Origin of the sequence: Desulforhabdus sp. TSK (genome assembly GCF_022836495.1) — a bacterium.
In the GTDB taxonomy this organism is placed as follows: domain Bacteria; phylum Desulfobacterota; class Syntrophobacteria; order Syntrophobacterales; family Syntrophobacteraceae; genus Desulforhabdus.
Window position 1 is genome coordinate 1 of record NZ_BQXM01000031.1, and the last position, 21,336, is coordinate 21,336.

Annotated in this window: 21 protein-coding genes; 15 read left to right on the forward strand and 6 right to left on the reverse strand. The window is 55.5% G+C overall.

Annotated elements, in window-relative coordinates; all coding sequences use genetic code 11:
* Positions 1–376 precede the first annotated feature (376 nt).
* Positions 377–1,306, reverse strand: coding sequence for an NAD(P)/FAD-dependent oxidoreductase (locus tag MWC30_RS16195; RefSeq protein WP_244085241.1), 930 nt, complete (start codon positions 1,304–1,306; stop codon positions 377–379).
* Positions 1,307–1,778: 472 nt separating this feature from the next.
* Here MWC30_RS16195 and MWC30_RS16200 point away from each other — a divergent pair, with 472 nt between their 5' ends.
* The 5 genes from MWC30_RS16200 to MWC30_RS16220 all read left to right on the forward strand — a co-directional run bounded on the left by MWC30_RS16200 (position 1,779) and on the right by MWC30_RS16220 (position 6,056).
* Entirely contained in the window at positions 1,779–3,155 is a 1,377-nt protein-coding gene (locus MWC30_RS16200; RefSeq protein WP_244085242.1) for a cytochrome c biogenesis protein ResB, read from the forward strand.
* Positions 3,156–3,159: 4 nt separating this feature from the next.
* On the forward strand, positions 3,160–4,011 hold the full coding sequence (ccsB, locus tag MWC30_RS16205) for a c-type cytochrome biogenesis protein CcsB (RefSeq protein WP_244085243.1): 852 nt from the start codon (positions 3,160–3,162) through the stop codon (positions 4,009–4,011).
* Between the two features lie 14 nt (positions 4,012–4,025).
* Entirely contained in the window at positions 4,026–4,427 is a 402-nt protein-coding gene (gene tatB / locus MWC30_RS16210; RefSeq protein WP_244085244.1) for a Sec-independent protein translocase protein TatB, read from the forward strand.
* Positions 4,428–4,560: 133 nt separating this feature from the next.
* Complete coding sequence (gene tatC / locus MWC30_RS16215; protein ID WP_244085245.1) at positions 4,561–5,328, forward strand: twin-arginine translocase subunit TatC; 768 nt, start codon at positions 4,561–4,563, stop codon at positions 5,326–5,328.
* Between the two features lie 65 nt (positions 5,329–5,393).
* Entirely contained in the window at positions 5,394–6,056 is a 663-nt protein-coding gene (locus tag MWC30_RS16220) for an XTP/dITP diphosphatase (protein WP_254006172.1), read from the forward strand.
* Here MWC30_RS16220 and MWC30_RS16225 read toward each other — a convergent pair.
* The gene (locus tag MWC30_RS16225) at positions 6,050–6,487 is read right to left on the reverse strand and encodes an iron-sulfur cluster assembly scaffold protein (protein ID WP_244085246.1); all 438 of its coding nucleotides are present in this window, start codon (positions 6,485–6,487) and stop codon (positions 6,050–6,052) included. The genes MWC30_RS16220 and MWC30_RS16225 overlap by 7 nt on opposite strands.
* 219 nt (positions 6,488–6,706) lie before the next feature.
* Here MWC30_RS16225 and MWC30_RS16230 point away from each other — a divergent pair, with 219 nt between their 5' ends.
* The gene (locus tag MWC30_RS16230; protein ID WP_244085247.1) at positions 6,707–7,576 is read left to right on the forward strand and encodes a universal stress protein; all 870 of its coding nucleotides are present in this window, start codon (positions 6,707–6,709) and stop codon (positions 7,574–7,576) included.
* A 151-nt stretch (positions 7,577–7,727) separates the two neighbouring features.
* Positions 7,728–9,350, forward strand: coding sequence for a DEAD/DEAH box helicase (locus tag MWC30_RS16235; RefSeq protein ID WP_244085248.1), 1,623 nt, complete (start codon positions 7,728–7,730; stop codon positions 9,348–9,350).
* Positions 9,351–9,702: 352 nt separating this feature from the next.
* Here the strand turns inward: MWC30_RS16235 and MWC30_RS16240 are convergent, their stop codons facing one another.
* Positions 9,703–10,299: an EF-hand domain-containing protein gene (locus tag MWC30_RS16240; RefSeq protein WP_244085249.1), complete on the reverse strand. Its 597-nt coding sequence runs from the start codon at positions 10,297–10,299 to the stop codon at positions 9,703–9,705.
* A gap of 607 nt (positions 10,300–10,906) precedes the next feature.
* On the opposite strand from MWC30_RS16240, the gene MWC30_RS16245 reads away from it, so the two are divergent.
* Positions 10,907–12,445, forward strand: a complete 1,539-nt coding sequence (locus tag MWC30_RS16245) for an ATP-binding protein (RefSeq protein WP_244085250.1) — start codon at positions 10,907–10,909, stop codon at positions 12,443–12,445.
* Entirely contained in the window at positions 12,417–13,100 is a 684-nt protein-coding gene (locus MWC30_RS16250; RefSeq protein ID WP_244085251.1) for a response regulator, read from the forward strand. The genes MWC30_RS16245 and MWC30_RS16250 overlap by 29 nt, the downstream gene beginning before the upstream one ends.
* A gap of 22 nt (positions 13,101–13,122) precedes the next feature.
* Here MWC30_RS16250 and MWC30_RS16255 read toward each other — a convergent pair whose 3' ends face one another.
* Positions 13,123–13,584 (reverse strand): PaaI family thioesterase, encoded by a 462-nt coding sequence (locus MWC30_RS16255; protein WP_244085252.1) that lies wholly within the window; start codon positions 13,582–13,584, stop codon positions 13,123–13,125.
* A 274-nt stretch (positions 13,585–13,858) separates the two neighbouring features.
* Here MWC30_RS16255 and MWC30_RS16260 point away from each other — a divergent pair, with 274 nt between their 5' ends.
* A complete protein-coding gene (locus MWC30_RS16260; RefSeq protein WP_244085253.1) occupies positions 13,859–14,665 on the forward strand; it encodes a sulfite exporter TauE/SafE family protein in 807 nt (268 codons plus the stop codon).
* A 16-nt stretch (positions 14,666–14,681) separates the two neighbouring features.
* On the opposite strand, the gene MWC30_RS16265 is transcribed toward MWC30_RS16260, so the two are convergent.
* Positions 14,682–16,115, reverse strand: coding sequence for a DNA integrity scanning protein DisA nucleotide-binding domain protein (locus tag MWC30_RS16265; protein ID WP_244085254.1), 1,434 nt, complete (start codon positions 16,113–16,115; stop codon positions 14,682–14,684).
* A 399-nt stretch (positions 16,116–16,514) separates the two neighbouring features.
* Positions 16,515–16,673: a hypothetical protein gene (locus MWC30_RS16270; protein WP_244085255.1), complete on the reverse strand. Its 159-nt coding sequence runs from the start codon at positions 16,671–16,673 to the stop codon at positions 16,515–16,517.
* A gap of 50 nt (positions 16,674–16,723) precedes the next feature.
* Between MWC30_RS16270 and MWC30_RS16275 the strand changes: the two genes are divergently transcribed.
* The 5 genes from MWC30_RS16275 to MWC30_RS16295 all read left to right on the forward strand — a co-directional run bounded on the left by MWC30_RS16275 (position 16,724) and on the right by MWC30_RS16295 (position 21,292).
* Complete coding sequence (locus tag MWC30_RS16275) at positions 16,724–17,917, forward strand: ABC transporter substrate-binding protein (RefSeq protein ID WP_244085256.1); 1,194 nt, start codon at positions 16,724–16,726, stop codon at positions 17,915–17,917.
* A gap of 81 nt (positions 17,918–17,998) precedes the next feature.
* Positions 17,999–18,874: a branched-chain amino acid ABC transporter permease gene (locus MWC30_RS16280; RefSeq protein WP_244085257.1), complete on the forward strand. Its 876-nt coding sequence runs from the start codon at positions 17,999–18,001 to the stop codon at positions 18,872–18,874.
* A gap of 12 nt (positions 18,875–18,886) precedes the next feature.
* The gene (locus MWC30_RS16285) at positions 18,887–19,867 is read left to right on the forward strand and encodes a branched-chain amino acid ABC transporter permease (protein ID WP_244085258.1); all 981 of its coding nucleotides are present in this window, start codon (positions 18,887–18,889) and stop codon (positions 19,865–19,867) included.
* Positions 19,868–19,869: 2 nt separating this feature from the next.
* On the forward strand, positions 19,870–20,583 hold the full coding sequence (locus tag MWC30_RS16290; RefSeq protein ID WP_244085259.1) for an ABC transporter ATP-binding protein: 714 nt from the start codon (positions 19,870–19,872) through the stop codon (positions 20,581–20,583).
* 4 nt (positions 20,584–20,587) lie between these two features.
* Entirely contained in the window at positions 20,588–21,292 is a 705-nt protein-coding gene (locus MWC30_RS16295; RefSeq protein WP_244085260.1) for an ABC transporter ATP-binding protein, read from the forward strand.
* Positions 21,293–21,336: the final 44 nt, after the last annotated feature.

The following is a 21,336-nucleotide window of genomic DNA, read 5'->3' on the forward strand; positions in this document are numbered from 1 at the left end:
CTTCTTTTCTTGCCCCTGCAAGAGACCGCCTTTCTAACCCTTCCACTTCCTTCCGTCAAGAACTTTTTTTCCGTCCCCGACCGCCGTCTCTTTTTCCCGAAGCGAAGGTGCCTTTCTACACACTCTCACTTTCTCTGTCAAGCACCTTTTTTACTTTTTTCCCGCACCACGACGGCCCCCCTGATCCAAGACCCTTCCCGCGCTGCGAAGCCGTCCTTCTACACCCACTCCCGCTACCTGTCAAACCCTTTTTTCCTCAGCTGGCTTTTTCATTCGGTTCACGCCCGCCACAGCCCGCACATGCTCCACGTGCCGACTCCCGGCGGGCGATCCTCCTTCCAAAGCCCCTGCCTTTCACGGGCAGCAGCCTGCAGAGCTACCCGTCCTGCTTTGCCCGTTCCTTCTTGGCGTAATTGGCGGCTTCCATTCCCGCAACACACCCTTCACCGACGGCCTTGGCCATCTGCCATGGCGGACCACAGATGTCCCCTGCAGCGAAAACACCCGCCACATTGGTCTCCTGCTTCCTGGTCACCTCCACGTATTTCATGCTGTCCGGATCCAGGGTTACACCCAGTTTCGTTGCCAGCTCGAGGGCTCCTTTGGCTCCCAGTTCGATGAAGACACCCGTGGCTTCGATGCGCTCCCCGTTGTCCAGCAGGACGCCCTCCACGGCGGAGCTTCCCAGAATCTCCTTGATCTTCGCTCCCGGATGCCTTTGTATCCCACTGTTTTCCACCTGGTACTGCAGGTGCTCGTCCACCGCCAGCTGCCCATAGACGAGGTGAACTTCGCGAGCCACCAGCAGCAGGTGCAATGCTCCGGCACAGGCGGCACTCTCATTGCCTGCCACGACCACAGACTCGTTGCGAAAGAAATTGGCGTCGCATTCCACACAATAGCTGACACCCTTTCCCAGCAGCTCCTTTTCCCCCGGAACATTGAGCCTGTTGCGGGAAACCCCCATGGCGAGAATCAGGGCCCATGCGGTCAGGGTCTCCCCCGATTCCAGACCAAGGACAAAACGCCCTTTTTCATCGCGGTTCAAACTCATGACATCCATTTCAAAAAACCGAGCACCGAACTTTTCGGCTTGCAGCTTTCCCTGTTCGAGTATTTCCGCTCCATTGAGCGTAGTGTCCATGCAGCAATAGTTTTCCACATGGGCTTTGTAGAGGGAGCTCCTCTTCATCCTTCCCAGTACGGCCACGGCGGCCTTGGCCCGTGCAGCATGCACGGCGGCCTGCAACCCTGCCGGTCCACTTCCCAGAATGATCACATCGAAATCCAACGGAGCCTGATTCATCCAATCCTCCTTGCTGTTCGTTCAAAGGCCAGGCGAGATATTGCTTCCCATCTCTTCCAAGTCATGGGGAAAAGACATCACCCTCATTGCGTCACTTTTTCCATCTTGTCAGACAATGTGAAATCTCCGTGCGGCGGAAAAAATATAACAACTGCCCGGCCGGTTCGCAAAAATCTCCCTTCACAGAGTTTCCTGGAGACTGACAGGCTTCAGCGGCTTTCGCGCCATACCCGGCAGCATCCCCTTCCAGGAGTCTTCCGACAAACGCGCTGGCAGGCATCACGCCCGTCATTGAAATTTCACGGGTCTGTTTTATAAAGGTGAGCTGTTCCCTTGTGAATGGCCTTGTTTTGCACCGGGATGAGATGAAAAGAGCATCGAATGCCTGGAGCCCCTCTTGCCATTCCGATCGACAACGAGTTAATTATGGCGTTACATTGGTTTCTCATTCAATTGGAAAGGTTCAGAAAACATGCCACAACGAGTCGGCTTATGGCAGTCTCTCTACCAGAGTCTCGCTTCCCTGAAACTGTCGGTTTTTATTTTTCTCGCATTAGCCGCCGCGTCGGTCCTGGGGACCCTGCTGCCCCAGGGCATCACCGAACATGAGCTCCACCAGAATTTCAGCCCGACTGCCGTCTGGTGGATTGAAAAGCTCGGCCTTCACGATCTGTACCGCACCGGATGGTTTCGATCCCTCCTGCTTCTGCTCTGTCTCAACCTCATCGTCTGCACCCTGGAGCGCTTCCCCAAAACCCTGACGCTCCTGCGCTACCGTGAGGATCATATCGATCCCCAGAAGCTTTTGAAATTTGCCCACCACAAGGAGCTCACCTCGAGACTCCCCTGGGATGATATTCAGGAGCGCATCACCCGCACGGTTTCCAAGGAATTCGGCCCCGTGAGGCGGTTCGATGCTCAGGGGAGCTACAGCGCCATAGCCGAAAAAGGGCGTTGGAGCCTCCTGATGGTCTACGTCGTTCATTTCAGCGTGCTCATCGTGCTGTCGGGAGCGCTGGTAGGATCCATCTTCGGGTTCAAGGGTTTCATGAACATATCGGAGGGGCAGGCGTCCGACCAGGTGATGTTGACCGAAGAGGATCAGACTGTCCATCTGCCCTTCCAAATCCGATGTGACAATTTTGAAGCGTCATTTTACGAGACGGGAGCACCGAAGGAATTTCGATCGGACCTGACCATCATCGAGGGGGGGAAGGAGTCCCTGAAGCGCACCATCCGCGTGAACGATCCCTTGACTTATGGAGGAGTCACCTTTTACCAGTCCTCTTACGGCTCATCGGTGCGGCGGGCTGAGGTGGAATTTCGCGACCTGGATTCAGGAAAAACCTACCAGCTCACCCTTCCCTACCGCGAGCCCGTGGAGATCCCCGGCACGAAGGACCGTGTTCAGGCCATGCAGTTTCAGCAGAACATGGCGCAGTTCGGGCCTGCGCTGGGACTGGTGCTTTTCAGGGAAGGCCTGGAGCCTTCCGGATCCTGGATCCTCGTGGATATGCCTCAATTCCACGGCAACCGCATCCAGAATTACCAGATCAAGGTCAACGCAGTGGAACAAAGCGAGTACACCGGGCTCCAGGTCAAACGAGATCCCGGAGTCTGGCTGGTCTGGCTTGGCTTTGTAGCCATGCTGACCGGTATTGGGCTCACGTTCTATTCCAGCCACAGAAAGCTCTGGATCTGGAGCGAGCCGACTCCCGAAGGGAAAAGCTCGGGGAAAGTCATTCTTGCAGGCAGGACCAATAAGAATTCACTTGCTTTTGAACAGGATTTCGCTCAGCTTTGCGAACAATTACATGACGAGCTCAATCCGGACAAAAAGAGGAAATAGATAGATGCCCGACAGCTCCCTTCTTCTCAGCATCACCACCTTCGCCTACCTTCTCTGCGCCATCTTCTATCTTTCGGGAGTGGTCTTCCGGGTGGACCGAATGCTCCTGGCGGGCACTTTCACCGGCTTAGGAACCCTCGCCCTGCAAACGGTGGGGCTTCTCCTGAGGTGGAAGGAATCCTACCAACTGGGATATGGACATGCCCCCCTTTCCAATCTTTACGAGTCTCTCGTATTTGCCGCCTGGTCCATCATGCTCATTTATATCATCCTGGAATTTCGCAGCAAGCAACGGGTTCTCGGAATATTCCCTTCCCTGTTCGCCTTCCTGGCCATGTCCTATGCCTCGTATTCCGATCAGATCGATTCCAAAATCCAGCCCCTCGTTCCAGCACTCAAGAGCAACTGGCTGATTGCTCACGTGGTGACCTGCTTCCTGGGTTACGCCGCTTTCGCCATTTCCTTCGGCATCAGCATCATGTACCTTATCAAGAAGAATCAGACCTCTCAGGCCACTGCCCGAGGGCCGGCAGCCCTTCTTCCCGATCTCAAGCAGCTCGATGCCTTCAACTACCAGATGATCTTCTTTGGCTTCCTCTGGCTTTCCCTGGGCATCATCACCGGCTCCGTGTGGGCCAATTCGGCATGGGGCACCTACTGGAGCTGGGACCCCAAGGAGACTTGGTCTCTCATCACCTGGCTCATTTATGCGGCCCTGCTGCATGCCAGAACCATCAAGGGGTGGAGGGGCAACCGGGTGGCATGGCTGTCTGTGCTGGGGTTTGGCTGTGTTCTCTTCACGTACTTTGGCGTCAACTTTCTGTTGAGCGGACTGCACAGTTATGCCGTCAAATAAAGGAGTGAGCATCCATGTTTGGCATCGGATTCCCCGAACTGCTTTTGATTATGGCCATCGCACTCATCGTCGTGGGTCCGAGCAAGCTCCCGGATCTGGCCAGGGCACTGGGCCGCGGCTACGCTGAATTCAAACGGGCAACCAATGAGCTCAAGGAGACTTTCGATCAGGATGAAACCGTGAGAGAAATCAAGGATGAATTCCACTCCGCTCAACGTGAGATCCTGTCGGGAAAAAGCCTGTTCAAGCCGCTGGCCCCCTCACCAGATGGAAATCCCTTGCCTCAGGGGAAAACGCAGCCCTCCGGCATTTCGACCGATCCGCAGGAAGCCGATACACCGACTGCACCCCCCCAGGCCGGCGGAACCGAAAGCGATTCCAAACCGGCTGCCAAAACGAGCCATTCTGGTGAATAGCGAGGCCCGCTTCCCCGTGATTCTTTTCCTTGGTCTTTCCCTTGCGGATGGATTCGGTCAGGTCTTTCCCGCCCGGATCACGTGTTTTACAGAAACGTCCGGTTCCTTGCCGCCAGCCAACGAGTAAACGCCCATGTCGAACGATAAAATGCCCTTCACCGAGCACCTGGAAGAGCTCCGAAAAAGACTCATCATCAGCGCCGTTGCCATTGGAATCGGCTTTCTCATCAGCTACGCCTTCAAGGAGAAAATCTTTGAGCTGCTGCTGAAGCCCTGGCTGGAGGCACTGCCTAAAGGCCAAACATCCAAGCTCATCTATACGGCGCCCCACGAGGCATTTTTCACCTATCTGAAGGTTTCCTTCATCGCGGGGTGCGGTCTGGCCGTCCCCGTTGTGCTGCATCAATTCTGGCTATTCATCGCTCCCGGCCTCTACGAGAATGAACGGCGGTACGTTATCCCCGTCGTCTTCTTTTCGACCCTCTTCTTCCTCGGGGGAGCGCTTTTCGGCTATTTTTTCGTATTCCCCATCGGCTTTCAGTTTTTCACTTCTTTCGCCAACGACTACATCACTCCCATGATCAGTACGAAGGAGTTTTTGACATTCTCCACCAGGCTCCTCCTGGGATTCGGTTTTGTCTTTGAACTGCCCATCTTCGCTTTTTTTCTGGCCAAGTTGGGATTGATCACCGCTGCATTCCTGAAGAGACAGCGTAAAATCGCCGTTGTGGTCATTTTCATCGTCGCGGCGGCTCTAACGCCCGGCCCCGACGTGTTTTCCCAGCTCATGATGGCCGGCCCGCTTCTCATCCTTTACGAAGTCAGCGTTTGGATCGTTCACTTCTTTGGGAGGAAGGAAGAAACCGAAGAGGTGGAAAATCCGGTGGATACTGCCGCCTGACAAGGGCTCCATGAGGAGCGCTCGGCTTGCCCGCAGAATTTTAAGGAGAAAGGGACTCACCACCGATGGAAGGAATCATCCTGGTAGTTGCAACACGCAATAGTGGAAAATCTAAAGAAATTAAAAACTTTTTCCAAGGCTATCCCGTGGAGGTCAAGGATTTGAATGATTTCGGCCCGATCCCTGAAGTTCAGGAAGACGGCAGGACGTTCGAAGAAAATGCTTACAAGAAGGCCAGCTTCACGGCCAAAGTTCTGGGATTGCCCGCTCTGGCCGACGATTCAGGGCTGGAAGTGGAATCCCTCAAGGGCGAGCCCGGCGTCTATTCCGCCCGCTATGCCGGCGAAAAGGCCTCCGATGCCATGAACAACGCCAAGCTGCTGGAGGCCCTTGCAGGGAAAAAAGATCGCAACGCACGCTTCTCCTGCGTACTTTCCCTGGCGGTTCCCCTGGGGCAGGCCCTCACTTATGAAGCAACCTGCGAAGGGGTCATTCTGGAATCTCCGCGCGGTACCAACGGTTTCGGGTACGATCCCCTCTTCCTCTATCCGCCCATGGGCAAAACTTTTGCCGAAATGACCCTGGAGGAGAAATCCCGGGTCAGCCACCGGGGCAAAGCGCTCCAGGAATTGAAGGATGAGTTTGAAAAAGTTTTGAAGTGGATCCAAATCAGGCTGACCGAGGAAAAAAAGCTCCGGGGCATGGGCGAAGAGATGTGTCATCATTGAGGAAGCATACCTGATGCCGTATGCAGGCCCTGCCTCAATTGAGTCTCCTCCCGAGTACTTTTCAAAGCCATGCGCAGGGCCTCCACGGCCAATTCGGCACAATGGGCTTCGTTTTCGGGAAGTGTGCCCAGATATTCCATGACATGCTCGGGAGCCAGATCATGTGCCTCCAGGAGGGATCTTCCTTCGGCAAGATGCACGACGGCATTGGCGCATGCCACGGCATAGAGGCACCCATTGGTTTCAAAAGAAGCCGATCGAATTCTATCGTTTTCCAGCATGAGGAAAATTTCCACCGTATCGCCGCATTCCCTGGTGAGCTTCCCATAGCCATCGGGTTTTTCGAGTGTTTCCCGTTTATGGGTCTCAAACGCCATTTCTAGAAAATTCAGGGAATGACGTTCCCAAAATTCCAGACCACTCCGTTCCATATTTCTATCCCCTTGTATCTCACTCCGTTTCTTGTGTTCTTCTCTCACCCATTTTGATGGATTGTAACCTTCGGCGGGTCGCTCGGGTACCTTCCGTCCCATGAAACGGATGCAGCACTCGATGCATGAAGCGGGTGCATTTGCAAAGCCAATCATTGCACGGTATGCTCAACGCACTTATTATGGCCCCATAAACCCTACGTTCAGGAGGTAAATCCGATGGAAAAGCATTTTCTCGTTGCAGTGGGCGATGACCTGAGCTCCCTTCACGGGATCCGTTTCGTGGCATCCTTTTTTTCCCAGCGCAAGGACCTCAAGCTGACGCTCTTCAATGTTACGCCGTCACCCTACTCGTATGATTCCGACAAGAAAGTGCACACCAGACTCAAGACGAGCGGAACGGTCATCGATCCCGACAAACTGGAGGGGTATCCCTCCCTCCACGAAAGTCAGAAGCTTCTCCTGAGTCACGGGTTCCTTCCCCAAAATATCAGCATCAAGCTCTTTTCCAAGCGGACGAGCACGGTCAAAGACATTGTTCACGAAGGCAGGAAAGGCCAGTACGACGCCGTCATTCTGGGAAGACGCGGGTACAATATTTTTGAACAGGCTTTGGCGACCAGTGTCAGCCGAGAAATCCTGGACCAGGAAATCGATTTTCCCATCTGGATCTGCCGTCGCACGGAAGAGGGGCGGAAGAATGTGCTGCTCTGTGTTGATGAAACGGAGCCCAGCCTGCGTATCGCAGACCATGTGGGGTTTATCCTGCAGAACGAAAAGGACCACAGAGTGACTCTTTTCTATGTGGACGAGGGAGGAGGCAAAAAGGCGGAAAGCATTATGGAGGAGGCCCTTCGCAGGCTCACGGACAATGGCGTGGAAGAAGACCGAATTCAGAGCAAAGTCATTTGGACGCAGGATGTTCCCAAGGCCCTCCTGAGCGAAGCAGAGCACGGGGCTTATGCTGTTGTCGCCATGGGTAGAGGCGGGTCCCATCAGTCGGGATTCCTCAGGAAATGGCTCATCGGATCCAGGAGTCTGAAGGTGATGGAGGTCTTGGAGGGAAGCGTCCTCTGGCTGAGCAAGTAGTGCGTGCAGTACAACAATTCCTCAGCACGGGCCGTTATCCAGGAAAAAAACCTGGGCGAACGTCGTCCATGTTGTTATAAAAGTAAGTTTTCAGGTGTAAAGGTGTTTTGGTGATCGAGGATCGTGACTCATTCCAGAAAAAAGAAGAAATATGGATAAATTTATAGCATTGGGACTTTCCGAAACAACCATTTCCGCAATCCGTTCCAAGGGGTTTGAAGAACCGACAGAAATTCAGACCCTGGCAATTCCCCTGCTGCTCAACCGGGAAATCGATATTATCGCCCAGGCCCAGACGGGCACGGGAAAAACGGCGGCCTTTGCCCTTCCCCTCATCGAACGGGTCGATCCCGCGTCAAAGCATGTTCAAGCCATTGTGCTCGCTCCAACCCGGGAGCTGGTGATCCAGGTCTGTGAAGAAATCCTGTCCCTGAGGAGCGACACTCACCTCTCTGTAGCTCCCATTTACGGCGGCCAGTCCATTGAGCTGCAGCTCAAGAAATTGAAGCAGGGGGTTTCCATTGTCGTGGGAACACCCGGCAGAGTCCTTGACCACATCGACCGGGGAAGTCTGAAACTCGATGCCATACGGTATTTCATTCTGGACGAGGCGGATGAAATGCTCAATATGGGCTTCATCGACGACATCGAGAAGATATTTGGGTATACGCCCGAAGACAAGCGGGTGCTCCTCCTTTCCGCCACCATGCCCGAGCGCATCAAGAAGCTCGCCGAACGGTACATGGGTGAGTACACTCATTTGAAAACCCAGACCGAGCCCACGACGGACCTCACCGACCAGATCTATTTCGAGGTGGCCAGGCAGGATAAGCTGGAGGCATTGAGCCGAATCATCGACATCGAAAGCGAATTTTACGGAATGATCTTTTGTCGAACGAAGATCGAGGTCGATGAGCTGGCAACGAAGCTGATGGAGAGAAATTATCCCGCAGATGCTCTGCATGGCGACATCTCCCAGGCACAGCGGGAAAAAATCCTGGGCAAATTCAGGAAACAGCAGATTTCCATTCTCGTGGCCACCGATGTGGCCGCCCGGGGCATTGACGTAAACAATCTGACTCACGTCATCAATTATTCCCTGCCGGAAAATCCCGAAGCCTACATTCACAGAATCGGGCGAACCGGGAGGGCGGGAAGACAGGGCACCGCCATCACCTTCATCACTCCGGATGAATTCAAGCGGCTCGGCTTCATCAAACGCGTGGCCAAGGCCGTCATCCGCAAAGAAGATGTCCCCCGGGTCAGCCAGATCGTCGATGCAAGGAAAAAGCGCATCACCGAAGACATCCGGGCCATCGCCCTCGGCAGCGACCTCTCCGAATATAAACAGTGGGCCAACGAATTGGTTTCGGAAGCCCCCGTACAGGATATTGTCGCCGCAATTCTGAAATATTCTTTCGGGAAGACTCTCGATGTCAGCAATTACAAAAAGATGACCCCCCTCAAGAGCTACCCGAAGAGCGGCATGGGCAAGACGCACCTCAAAGGGGGAGGCAAGACACGACTCTTCATCGGCAGAGGCAGGAGCACCAAGACCACGAAGGAAAACCTGCTGGCGTTTTTTGAGAAGAAAACGGGGACGGCTCAGCACCTCATTGAAAATATAGAAATACACGACACCTGTTCTTTCGTAACGGTGCCATTTGCGGAAGCGGAATACATCCTGAAGAAATGCAAAAAAGGTGCGCAGGGACAAGGCTCCGTGGTGAAAAGAGCCGGAACCTTTAAACCCGGCGTGAAGGGCTCGGCTTAGGCAAGCGGCAATCAATCGGCATCCATCCCCCGGAGTAGGACGCATTTTATGCACCATCCGAAGTGAAAAAAACGTTTCTGCCAATTGAATAAGGATTTAAAGCTGTTGCGCCCACGATGGTGCGTAAAACGCACCCTACGGGTTATATGAAAACGCAGTTGGGGTTTCCAAGGCTGGGAGACCGGGGCGGTCCCGGCTCCCAGCCTGAAGCATCGCATCCATCACTCTGGACGCGATGCCGGGAAGGAAGTTGTGTTTCTAAATTTCAAATAATATCCGTTGGATGATTGCCCCAACCCCCGCCCTGCCTTCCGGCAGGAACGGGGAGCTTCAGCAGCCTTTCCTACAGACGCTATCCCTTCTCAGGACAATCAAGGCGGTCTCCTCGCGGATGACGCCGGGGCATTTCACCGGCATCGAGAGTGCCGTCATTGTTCTTGTCGAGCTTCTTGAATCGTTCATCGGAGCCCGGGAATTCCGCCCTGGATATTTTTCCGTCCTTGTCCTTGTCCAAGTGCATCATGCCTTCCCTTCCATGCCCTTTGCCGCCGGGATGGCCCTTGGGGAGCTCGCTTTCATCCAGGTAACCGTCGTGGTTCTTGTCCAGTCGTGCAAAGCGCTCCTGCAAACCGGTCATGAATTCCTCTTTGGAAATCTTTCCGTCTTTGTCCTTGTCATGCCTCTGCAGGAATCTTCCCCTGCTCGGCGCTTCGTCCGGGCTGATTTTTCCGTCTCCATTGCTGTCCAGTTCAGCAAATTCCTCTTCAGGTCCTGGAAATTCCTCACCCGAAACCATGCCGTCGCCATCGTCATCAAAATGCTGGATGAACATCCCCGGAGGGTCGGCCGGCGGCGCCCCCTGCTGGGCATACCCGTACATGGGCGCCCAAAGCATCATTCCGGCAAATGCGGCAGAACAGATCCATCTTGAATTTCTCGTCGTTTTCATTTTGTCCTCTCCTTGTGCGATGATTTTGAGTTGATTTCCCGCTTCAAACTTTCCTGCACGATACCGAACCATTTTGGAGAAACTATGAAGAAGGCGTGTGATGTTCGTGTAGCTGTCATGGGCCGGTCGCTTTCTTCATCCCTCGCACTTTTCCCTCCAGGGGTTTCTGGATGGATCAAAGAGCGCTTTGGCAATAAACAAGGACGGCGGCGGCAATCACGCCAATTTTGAGTGCGGTCATGAAAATATCTTCCAGTGTATCCTTCAAAGCATCTTTCATGATGTGTCCCCTGCTGATGTATTTTGAAGAATCTTTCCCGTCAGAAACCGTCAAACTTCATGCAAACCAGTAGCAGTCGTTTATGGAGAAACTATGGAGGAAAGGTGTGAACAGTGTGAAATGCTGCTCCACATGAAGGGCATCGGGGTACGCCGGTCGGAAGGACGCCGTGCAGCTGCCGGATATGTGGAAAAGATGGAATTCCCATGGGGATTTTGTGATGGGCAAGGAATCCTTTGAAATTGATGCGGGAGTTGTTTAGTCTTCCATGGAGACAAGACGCAAGGCGACAAACGGAAAAGAGCTTTCTGCCGGAAGGGTTTGTACGTGAGAATCAAGCTGACCTATAAAATCTTCGGTGCATTTCTACTGACGTGTGTGATGATCGTTGTCCTGACGGTGGGAATCATCCATTTCTACGTTGGACGTAACTTCAGGGACTTCATCAACAAAATGGAATTGGAGAAATTGGACAACATCGTGAACGCCCTGAAAGAAGAGCACGAGCGCGATCCCGGCTGGACGGCGTTGCGGACCGACCCTCACCGGCTCTGGCGAAAGATGCTCCGATGGAGTGAAAAACCGCCCAAGCCCGACATCCCCGTCGGGATTCCCTCCCACCTCCATCCTACCGGCCGCCCACCCGAGGAGATGGAATCCATCTCCAAATCCGGGGGAATTGGTCGATTGCTGCCGCGCCCCCCGAGAGATCCTTTGCCCATCATACTCAGGCTCACACTCGTCGACGCCCAGGAACGATTTGTGGCGGGAATGCCAACCCGAATATCCGAGAAAAGCCATACACTGCGGCCCATTATCCTCAATGGAAAAACAGTGGGCTGGTTGGCGCTTCAAAAGCGGGAACGTCTGTCCAACCCTCCAGCCCTCGCCTTCCTGAAGCAGCAGAGCCAGGTTTTCTTCCTCACGGGGGGAGGCATTCTTCTGCTGGCCTCCATAGTCTCATTCCTGTTGTCCAAGCATCTGCTGGCCCCCATCCGTGAGCTCACCATGGGAACCCAGGCTTTGACTTCTCTCCAGTTCGACACCCGCATTCAGGTGCGGACCGGCGACGAACTGGGGCAGCTGGCCATGGACTTCAACCGCATGGCCGAAACCCTCTCGAGATACGAAACCATGAGGAAACAATGGCTGTCGGACATTTCCCATGAGCTCAGAACTCCCCTGTCCGTTCTCCGGGGAGAGATTGAAGCCATGCAGGATGGAGTGAGGGAAATAACGGATGAGGCGTTGGAATCCCTGCATGCCGAGGCGCTCCACATGGGCAAGATCGTCGACGATCTGCACGAACTGTCCCTGGCCGACAGCGGAGCCCTGCGCATGGAAAGGCAGCCGACCCAGCCCGTTGCCGTACTGAAGGAGACGCTGAAGCTGTTTGAAACCCGGTTTCAACAGGCACGGATTGCCATCGCAGCGGATCTGCCGGTGGAACCGAAAGTCACCCTGCAGGGCGATGCGAGCCGCCTGTCGCAGCTTTACACCAACTTACTGGAGAATACGCTACGGTATGCGGACGCTCCCGGGACGCTTCGCATATGGCGGGAAGTTTCGTCAGACCAGCTTTCGCTTTTTTTTGAGGATTCAGGCCCTGGCGTGCCGCAGGAATCCGTTGACCACCTGTTCGATCGCCTTTACAAGGTGGATGCATCCCGGACCCGCAACAAGGGAGGCAGCGGTTTGGGACTGGCCATATGCAAGGCCATTGCCGAAAGCCACGGAGCGAGCATCCACGCATCCAGCGCCCCGGGAAGCGGGCTCAGGATCGGGATCCTTTTTCCGCCTCCCCCCCATGGAAAACAAAACCAAAAAGGTAAACACCATGCCCCATCAGAATATTCTCATCGTTGAAGACGAGAAGAAAATCGTGGAACTGCTCCGGGACTACCTTCAAAAGGCTCAGTACAAGACCACATTTTTAGAGCGCGGGGATGAAGTGATTGCTTCGGTCAGGCAGAATCCGCCGGACCTCATTCTCCTGGACATCATGCTGCCGGGCCTGGACGGCATGGAGGTGTGCCGGGAAATCCGCAAGTTTTCCACGGTTCCCATCATCATGATCACGGCACGGATCGAGGAGGTGGATCGTCTCATCGGTCTGGAGCTCGGGGCGGACGATTACATTTGCAAGCCTTTCAGCCCGCGGGAAGTGGTGGCGCGAGTGAAGGCAGTACTGAGGCGCGTACATGCGGAGCCTTCGGGAGAAAAAATCAAGGCCGGACCGTTCATCCTGGATGCGAAGACTCACCAGGTGACCATCGACGGCCGGGAGCTGGAGCTGACTCCCAGCGAATTCGGCCTGTTGAAGGTCTTGATGACCCACCCGGCCCGGGTCTTTTCCAGGAATGAGCTTTTGAATCTCGTCCAGGGTTACGACTTCGAAGGCTACGACCGCACCATCGACACACACATCAAGAACCTGCGGAAGAAAATCGCCCAACAGCTCCCCAATGTGGAGATCATCAGTACGGTTTACGGCGTGGGCTACAAATTCCTTGTTCCTTAGTTCTGTCCCCGGGACTGACAATTCAGATCTGCCTGTCCCGCGCGATTTTGAAGTGTGATGTAAATTCCAGTACAATCCGCTCTTCTTCATTGTAAAGGATGGCCCGCCCTTCGATGGACCGCCCCTCCCGACGCGCGGCCAGGGCACGCGCAGTCACCGTGCCCTGCTTCACGGGATACAGGAACTTCACATCCATGGAAACGGTCGCAAAATGGGTTCCCTCGGGCAAAAGACTTTTGATGGCCATGACCACCGAGGTATCCGCGAGAGAGACCAGGGTGCCACCGTGCAAGAGACCACTTCCTTGAGCGAAATCCGCCAGGAACGGCATGGTGAGTGTCGCCCGGCCATCCACGGCTTCAACGATGCGCAGGTGCAACAACCGCTCGAACGGCGCACAACTGATCCAGCGCTCCATCTCTATCCGCTGCGGTCCCGTCGATCCTTTTTCTTCCCCATCCGCATTCAATGATATCGTCTCCAACGGTTCAGGCTCCTCCATGAAAAAGTATTTTATTCCAACGCGATAAATGATATCAAACCCCTCGGATTGCACGGAGGACAACCCTCCCTCCAGGCAGGTGGTGTGTAGGGTGCATTTCATGCACCATTCAACTGAATCCATCTTGTGCGAACAATGGTGTGCCGGACGCACCATGGAATCGATCATAGTTGATACATGGACAGGCGGAACGGATATCCATTCCCCGCCTGGCGCCTCGACATACCCAATTGGCATCTGAAAAAAGGAGCTGCACGTGCTGACCGTCATTCTGCTCTACGTTGCCCTCGGTCTCATTGCCGGAGTCCTTGCGGGACTCCTGGGAATCGGCGGGGGGCTGGTCATTGTCCCCATGCTGGTCTTTGCCCTGACCTGGCAGAAGGTCCCCCATGAATTCATCATGCACCTGGCCCTCGGGACATCCATGGCGAGCATCATCTTCACTTCCGTGTCGAGTTTTTGGGCACACCACAAACGAGGGGCGGTGCGCTGGGTCATCGTTCAGCGCATTGTCCCCGGAATCCTCCTGGGAACCTTCCTGGGGACCTGTGTCGCAGCCCGCCTGTCCACCAATTTCCTCAAAGGGTTCTTTGTAATTTTCCTTTACTACGTCGCCGTCCAGATGCTGACGGACCGTAAGCCGAAACCCTCGCGGGAGATCCCCGGCAACCTGGGGATGATCGGCGTGGGCAGCGTCATCGGAGCGGTTTCCAGCCTGGTGGGCATCGGCGGCGGCACCCTCTCGGTGCCTTTCATGATGTGGTGCAACGTGCCCGTGCACGTGGCCATCGGAACTTCCGCAGCCATCGGGTTTCCCATCGCCATTGCGGGGACTGCGGGGTTCATTTACAACGGCCTGCAATCTGTCGGCCTGCCGGGCTATCCTCCCTATTCCCTGGGATATGTCTATTTGCCGGCCCTGGCGGGCATCGTCGTCACCAGCGTCCTCACGGCGCCCCTCGGTGTCCGGCTGGCGCACAGTCTGCCGGTTCCCAAGCTCAAACGAGTCTTTGCCATACTGCTCCTGGTGGTGGCGACACGCATGCTCATCAGCCTGCTGTGAACGATCGACGCGCCGACTATTCCTGAAGCCATTCTTCCAGTGTGGGTGGACTCAGGGCGCATTCCGAAAAGGTTTTCCATTCGCACTGCGTACTCAGCTCCACGCCGCCCTGCAGGATGGAAACCGGCCTGTCGGACGAGACCACCACCACGATGAGGTGCTCGTGCCTGGCTGTAAACCGGAGTGCCGAGTTGTACCGGGCTCCCCGCGACCGGTCTTCCCCGGGAACGGCGAGCCCGTCCAGGAGGCAGGCGAAGCCGTACAGGCGGAGGTCGGCCCCGATATGGAGCGCTCCGTCGATCTTGGCAAGGGATTTGGCCAGCTCCAGAAAGGAGGGCTCCTGCAGGTCGATGGGATGCTCCAGAGGTTGTCCGGGGATCTCCAGCGGGGGATCATTGAGGTCGATGACGAGGGTGCAGCCGTGCTTCTGCTCTCCTGCCTTCTGCACGATGCTCGAGACGATCTTGAAGAGAATGTGAGTGGATGAGGAGTCGAACTGACACCCCAGCAGGGCTTCCTCCAATTGAACGAGATTCGGCTTGCGTGTCGTGGAATGGAAGCTCCCGTCGGAAAAACTGCAGATGGACTGCCCTCCCAGCTTCAAGAATCCGTAACCCATTTTGAAATCCGCCGTGAGGCGGCAGCGGGGCAGTTCGCCCGTGGCAATTCCCACGATGCTCTTTCCCGCAGCCACCAGCTTGCGCTCGGAATGTTCCACGGCCACGAGGAGTTTGCGAACGTGCTTGAAGTTCTGGAGTCCGGGCTGCTCCAGGGGTGGAAAGCGGACCAGGAAGTGCATCTGCGAAAGGACCGTTAAGGGTACAAACACGAGCTTCCCATGGGGCCAGGCCCCTTCCTCGAGTGTCTTGGAGATTTCCAGGACGACATCCAGGATGGGAAAAACCCTGAAATAGGTGTCCCATCCCAGCAGGAGATTCAGCTCATCCATGACATGATCCCGGACGGCGTGAGTCGCATATTCGCGCAGAGCATATCTCGAGGTGCCGGTATAAAAGGCGCAGTCGTTGGCAAATTCATGGGAAAGCAGCCAGGCGGCATATTCCAGCCACTTCTCCGTGGGGGCAACCGAGCACATGTCGGGATGGTGATCCGTAAACCACATCTGGTAGGAAATGGAATGGCTCCTCCCGCCGCAGGAAATCAAGCCCGTCAGCTGGAGATTTTTTTCGGGATGGATATGCCCGAACCGTTTCATGTTGCCTGCGGCAACGGTGCCGGTCCGCCAGGCATTGGAATCCAGGTACAACTCCCGGAGCTTGGGCTCATGCCCGCGAAGCAGGTCCTGGGGATCGTAGATGCGGATGGAATCCTCGGGGGCGACGGAATAAAGGAGGGCGGCGCGACTCGGTCCCGAGAAGAGCGACAGCCCTTTGCGCAGGCCATCCACCATATTGGAAATGCAGATATTCTTAACGGAGTACTCTGACATGAGCTCTCTCCGGCATCTCTCGAACCTTTCCGTGGGAAAAGCGTCTAAAATTTAAAGGCTGTCTAGAAATTCGTTTCCTCGTCATTCCGGCTGAAAGACTGCCGGAATGACGAAACAAGGTGCATGCCCAGAGTGATTGACTCATTTTTTAGACAGCCTCTTAGAGGAAGGTTACCCGCATTCCAACTGCGGCGTCATCCATCCTTGGTGAAGCCTCCGCACCCGTTGAGCTCTGGTCAGAATCCTTTTACTCCGGCCATCCCGCTTTCAAGAAATACAAGTTCTGCAGCAAAAGAATGCGACCATTCTTTATCATGCCGCTCTGTTCTCCTCAACCTGCCTTTTTGTCATTATGAAACATTTTTAACGCATTGTACTTCACAGAGCTGCCTTCTTCGGCTAAGATGCTTCCTGATCCGGGTTCACGAACAATCCGCTGGGCACGTCCTGCAAACGACTCCCTGACCCGCTCATGACCTTGCTGCTGCTCGCCCGCTCCCCCTCCATCCTCCCTGCCGTCCTGCGGTGGCCCGAATCGATGTGTGCTTCACCCCGCATCGGAAGGAAGTCCCCTGATGCAGTCCAACAACCATGAATGGAGGAATGACATGAGAAGATTGGCAGTTGTGTTGACGGTCTTTTTCCTGGCGCTTGCCCTGACCTGGACGCCGGCGCAGGCTGAAGAAACCATCAAGGTCGGTATCATTCTGCCCCTCACGGGAGGCCAGGCTGCGTTTGGAGAGATCGAGAAGAACTCTTTTGAAATGGCGTTGGAAGAGATCAATGCGGCAGGCGGCATCAATGGGAAAAAGCTCGAATTCTTGTTTGAAGACGACACGGGAAAACCTGAAGTCGCCCGCTCGGCTGCAGAAAAGCTCATCAACAAGGACAAGGTGGTCATGCTGGGAGGCGGGTACGGGAGCTCGGAAACCTTCGCCATTTCCGGCGTCGCCCAACAGAACAGCCTCCCCTTTCTCGTGAATACCGGCTCGGCCGACAAGATCACGGAACAGAACTGGGATTATGTTTTCCGGCTCAATCAGGCGGTCAGTGAATACCCTACGGGCCTGGAATCCTTTCTGACGGAAGTCGTCAAGCCTCAAACGGCCGCCATCCTCTTCGAAGACAGCGCCTTCGGCTCCGGAGGGGCCAAGAGCTTTCAGGAAACCTGTGACCGGATGGGAATCAAGGTCGTCCTTTCGGAGGGGTATTCCAAGGGCGGAATGGATTTCAAGCCGCTGCTGGTCAAAGTCAAACAGGCCAACCCGGACCTGGTTTACATGATCTCCTACGTCATGGATGCAGCACTCCTGATGACGCAATCCATGGAGCTGCGCATCATGCCGAAGGCTTTCATCGGCGGTGGAGCGGGCTTCACCCTTCCCGAATTCGCCAAGAACGCCGGGAAAGCAGCGGAAATGGTTTTTTCGGCGACCCTCTGGTACCAGACGCTCCCCTACCCCGGCGCCATGGAATACTATGAAAAGTTCGTGAAAAAGTTCAACAAGGAGACGGAATATCACGGCGCCGAAGCCTATGCGGCGGCGTACGTCATGGCGGATACCCTCAAGCGCGCCAAGTCCCTCCAGGCCAAGGACGTGCGGGAGGCACTCGCCGCCACCGACATCAAGACCGTTTTTGGTCCGGTGAAATTCATCTCCTACGACAAAAAGATCAACCAGAACAAACTCCCCACCTACCTGGTGCAATGGTCCGGCGGCAAGCTGGAGCTCGTCTGGCCCAAAGAAGTCGCATCCAAGCCCTATGTCTTTCCCATCGATTGGGAAAAAGTCTGGAAATAAGATTCTCATAAACGGCCTGTGCACCCGGCGGCGCACAGGCCGCTGCGTTCTTTTCCCCTTTGCAGGAGAGGATTGAACCGTATGGACGTCCTGATCCAAACGCTCGTGTCGGGGATTCTCATCGGAGGGATCTACGCCCTCATCGGACTGGGGATGACGCTGATCATGGGCGTCATGAAGATCATCAACCTGGCCCATGGCCAGTTGATGATGGTGGCCATGTACATCACCTACATGCTTTATGAATACCTGCACCTGGACCCCTACTTTTCCCTGCTCATCGCCATGCCGGTTCTCTTCGCCCTGGGTGCCCTCATTCAGAAATATCTCTTGAACCCCCTCCTGAAGGTGGACTCCATCCTCCCGGAAAACCAGGTCCTCATGACGGTAGGCCTCGCCATGGTCCTGACGGAGATCATTCGATTCATCTTTCATTCCGATTACAGGTCCGTCAAGACGGTCTACAGCAATGCGACCCTTTATATCTCCGGCATTTCCTTCAATGTTCCCATGATCGTCGCCTTCGGCATCGCGGTGCTCCTCAGCGCCGTCCTCTTTTTCTTTCTCCTGAAAACCGATCTGGGCAAATCCGTCCGCGCCACGGCTCAGAACAAGGATGCCGCCATCCTCATGGGCATCAATGCCGAATGGATCACGATCCTCACCTACGGGCTGGGGTCTGCCCTGGTGGCCGCTGCGGGCACGCTCCTGCTGCCCATCTTTTACCTGTTTCCGGATATCGGAGGCCCCTTCACGTTGAAAGCCTTTGTCATCACCATGCTGGGCGGAATGGGAAGCACCGTGGGAGCCATTGTGGGGGGCGTCGTGCTGGGAATCGCCGAATCCCTGGGAGCCACTTACATCTCCATGGCCTTGAAAGATGCAGTCGCCATGGTGATCTTCCTCCTCGTCCTCATCTTCCTGCCCGGAGGACTGAAGACTCTGACGAAAATTTAGGAGGGGAAACCTATGAAATTACCGCGCTGGTCGACGCTCATCGTTATAGTGCTTCTCCTCGCTTTCCCGATGGTCGTGCCCTCCGATTACTACCGGCATATCTTCATCATCGCCCTCATGTGGGTCGTCATCGGGTCCGCCTGGAACCTTCTGGCCGGCTACACCGGGCAGGTCTCCTTCGGCCATGCCATCTTCTTCGGGTCGGGTGCCTATACGGCGGGCCTGTGCGCTTCCAAGCTGGGGATTTCCGCGTGGTGGGGAATGCTGCTGGGAGGCCCCGTGGCGCTGCTGGTGGGGCTGGTCATCGGCTGGATCTGCTTCCGGCTCCGGGGGCCCTACTTCGCCTTGGCCACCATCGCCATCGGCGAAATCTTCCGCCTGGTGGCAACGGACTGGAGGAGTCTCACGGAGGGCATGGAGGGTATCCTCATCATTCAGACCTTCCGAAGCAAAATTCCTTACTACTACCTGGCGCTCTTCCTGGCTGGAGCGAGCGTCTACGCCATTCACCGCATCATGCAGTCCAAATGGGGCTACTACTTTGTCGCCATCCGCGAAGACCAGGATGCCGCTGAAGCCATGGGGATCAGCGCCTTTCGCTACAAGAGCCTTTCTCTCATGGTGAGCTCTTTTTTCACCGGACTGGCGGGCACCCTGTACATGAACTACATGGCCTTCATCGATCCCCATGTGGTCTTTTCCCTCCATGACGTGTCCATCATGGCCATCCTCGTAGCCATTATCGGAGGAGTCGGAACCCTGTGGGGGCCACCGGCAGGGGCGTTCATCATGGTCCTGCTGCAGGAGACTTTCCGGAGCGCCTTTTTCGGGCTGTTCCCGCCCTGGGTGAGCGAATCCCACGTCCTGGTTTTCGGGCTCCTGGTCATCTTCGTGATCCGCTACATGGCCAACGGCATCGTGGGGGACTGGCCAAAGATTCAGCGCCTGTGGACCAGGAAAAATCCAATGCTTCCAGCAAATGACGGGAATTGATCATGAGCTTTTTCGAAACACGTCATCTCACCAAGCACTTCGGTGGCCTGACGGCCGTGAACGACTTGAGCTTCCAGGTGGAAAAAGGCGAAATCTACGGACTCATCGGGCCGAACGGATCGGGGAAGACAACCGTTTTCAACCTGATCACGGGCTATCACCCCGTGAGCGCCGGGGAGATCCTTTTTCGAGGAGCTCCCATCAATGGTCTTCCCACATGGAAGATCTGCAAGCTGGGAGTCGGGAGGACTTTCCAGGTGGTCAAGCCGCTGCGACGCATGTCTGTCCTGGAAAACGTCATGACCTCGGCCTTCAACCGAACGGGCAAAAAGAGCGAAGCCATGGACAAGGCCATGGAAGTCCTGGAGTTCTGCGAGCTGCTCAAGAAGAAGGATTATCCCGCGAAGGGCCTCACCATCGGGGACCGCAAGAGGCTCGAAATCGGGCGTGCCCTCGCTACGGGCCCGGAGCTCCTGCTCCTGGATGAAACCATGGCCGGGCTGACTCCCCAGGAACAGACGGCGGGAGCCGAGCTCATCCGAAAAATCCGTGATTCCGGCATCACCATCATTATCGTCGAGCACATCATGCACGTCATCATGAACATCTGCGATCGGCTGCTCTGCATCAATTACGGCCAGGACATCGCCCGGGGAACCCCCGTGGAAGTCGCCAACGACCATGCCGTCATTGAAGCATACCTGGGAAAGGAATAGAGATATGCTGCGTGTAGAACATATCGATGCAGGTTACGGCGACGTCCAGGTGCTCTGGGATGTGTCCTTCAAGGTGGAAGCCGGGGAATTCATCGTCCTCGTGGGAGCCAACGGCGCCGGTAAGTCTACGATCATGAAGGTGATTTCCAATCTCATCCAGCCCACCCGCGGTGCCATGTGGTTCGAGGATCAGCGCATCGACCAGGTGCCTTCCCACCACATCATCGATCTCGGCATCGCCCATGTGCCCGAAGGGCGACAGCTTTTCCCGGAAATGACCGTGCGCGAAAATTTGGAGCTGGGATCCCTGAGGTCGGAAGCCAGGGGGCGTCGGAAAGAGACCATGGAATGGGTCATGGAGCTGTTCCCGCGGCTCCGCGAGCGGCAGAAGCAATTGGCGGGAACGATGTCGGGAGGAGAGCAGCAGATGTGCGCCATCGCCCGTGGGCTCATGTCCCGCCCCAAAATGATCCTCTTCGACGAGCCTTCCCTGGGCCTTTCGCCTCTGCTGACGCAGGATATTTTCCGCCTGGCACGCCAGATTCACGATGAAGGCTTGACGATTCTCATGGTGGAGCAGAATGTCAAACAAACGCTGGCCATTTGCGATCGAGCCTACGTATTGACCAATGGAAGAATCGTCCTGGAAGGTACGGGAACGGAGCTGCTGAACAACGAGGAAGTGAAGGAAGCGTTTCTCGGGATTTGAACGGATGGGGGCGCGCAGCACTCTGCACGCCCCCTTGTCCACCC

Excerpts from the sequence above, each read along its gene's own strand:
- MWC30_RS16220 (WP_254006172.1), top strand. The coding sequence starts at position 5,394 with ATGGAAGGAATCATCCTGGTAGTTGCAACACGCAATAGTGGAAAATCT.
- MWC30_RS16240 (WP_244085249.1), bottom strand. The coding sequence starts at position 10,299 with ATGAAAACGACGAGAAATTCAAGATGGATCTGTTCTGCCGCATTTGCC.
- MWC30_RS16225 (WP_244085246.1), bottom strand. The coding sequence starts at position 6,487 with ATGGAACGGAGTGGTCTGGAATTTTGGGAACGTCATTCCCTGAATTTT.
- MWC30_RS16270 (WP_244085255.1), bottom strand. The coding sequence starts at position 16,673 with ATGCGGGGTGAAGCACACATCGATTCGGGCCACCGCAGGACGGCAGGG.
- MWC30_RS16235 (WP_244085248.1), top strand. The coding sequence starts at position 7,728 with ATGGATAAATTTATAGCATTGGGACTTTCCGAAACAACCATTTCCGCA.
- MWC30_RS16275 (WP_244085256.1), top strand. The coding sequence starts at position 16,724 with ATGAGAAGATTGGCAGTTGTGTTGACGGTCTTTTTCCTGGCGCTTGCC.
- MWC30_RS16250 (WP_244085251.1), top strand. The coding sequence starts at position 12,417 with ATGCCCCATCAGAATATTCTCATCGTTGAAGACGAGAAGAAAATCGTG.
- MWC30_RS16295 (WP_244085260.1), top strand. The coding sequence starts at position 20,588 with ATGCTGCGTGTAGAACATATCGATGCAGGTTACGGCGACGTCCAGGTG.
- ccsB (WP_244085243.1), top strand. The coding sequence starts at position 3,160 with ATGCCCGACAGCTCCCTTCTTCTCAGCATCACCACCTTCGCCTACCTT.
- tatC (WP_244085245.1), top strand. The coding sequence starts at position 4,561 with ATGTCGAACGATAAAATGCCCTTCACCGAGCACCTGGAAGAGCTCCGA.
- MWC30_RS16265 (WP_244085254.1), bottom strand. The coding sequence starts at position 16,115 with ATGTCAGAGTACTCCGTTAAGAATATCTGCATTTCCAATATGGTGGAT.
- MWC30_RS16195 (WP_244085241.1), bottom strand. The coding sequence starts at position 1,306 with ATGAATCAGGCTCCGTTGGATTTCGATGTGATCATTCTGGGAAGTGGA.
- MWC30_RS16230 (WP_244085247.1), top strand. The coding sequence starts at position 6,707 with ATGGAAAAGCATTTTCTCGTTGCAGTGGGCGATGACCTGAGCTCCCTT.
- MWC30_RS16280 (WP_244085257.1), top strand. The coding sequence starts at position 17,999 with ATGGACGTCCTGATCCAAACGCTCGTGTCGGGGATTCTCATCGGAGGG.
- MWC30_RS16200 (WP_244085242.1), top strand. The coding sequence starts at position 1,779 with ATGCCACAACGAGTCGGCTTATGGCAGTCTCTCTACCAGAGTCTCGCT.
- tatB (WP_244085244.1), top strand. The coding sequence starts at position 4,026 with ATGTTTGGCATCGGATTCCCCGAACTGCTTTTGATTATGGCCATCGCA.
- MWC30_RS16285 (WP_244085258.1), top strand. The coding sequence starts at position 18,887 with ATGAAATTACCGCGCTGGTCGACGCTCATCGTTATAGTGCTTCTCCTC.
- MWC30_RS16290 (WP_244085259.1), top strand. The coding sequence starts at position 19,870 with ATGAGCTTTTTCGAAACACGTCATCTCACCAAGCACTTCGGTGGCCTG.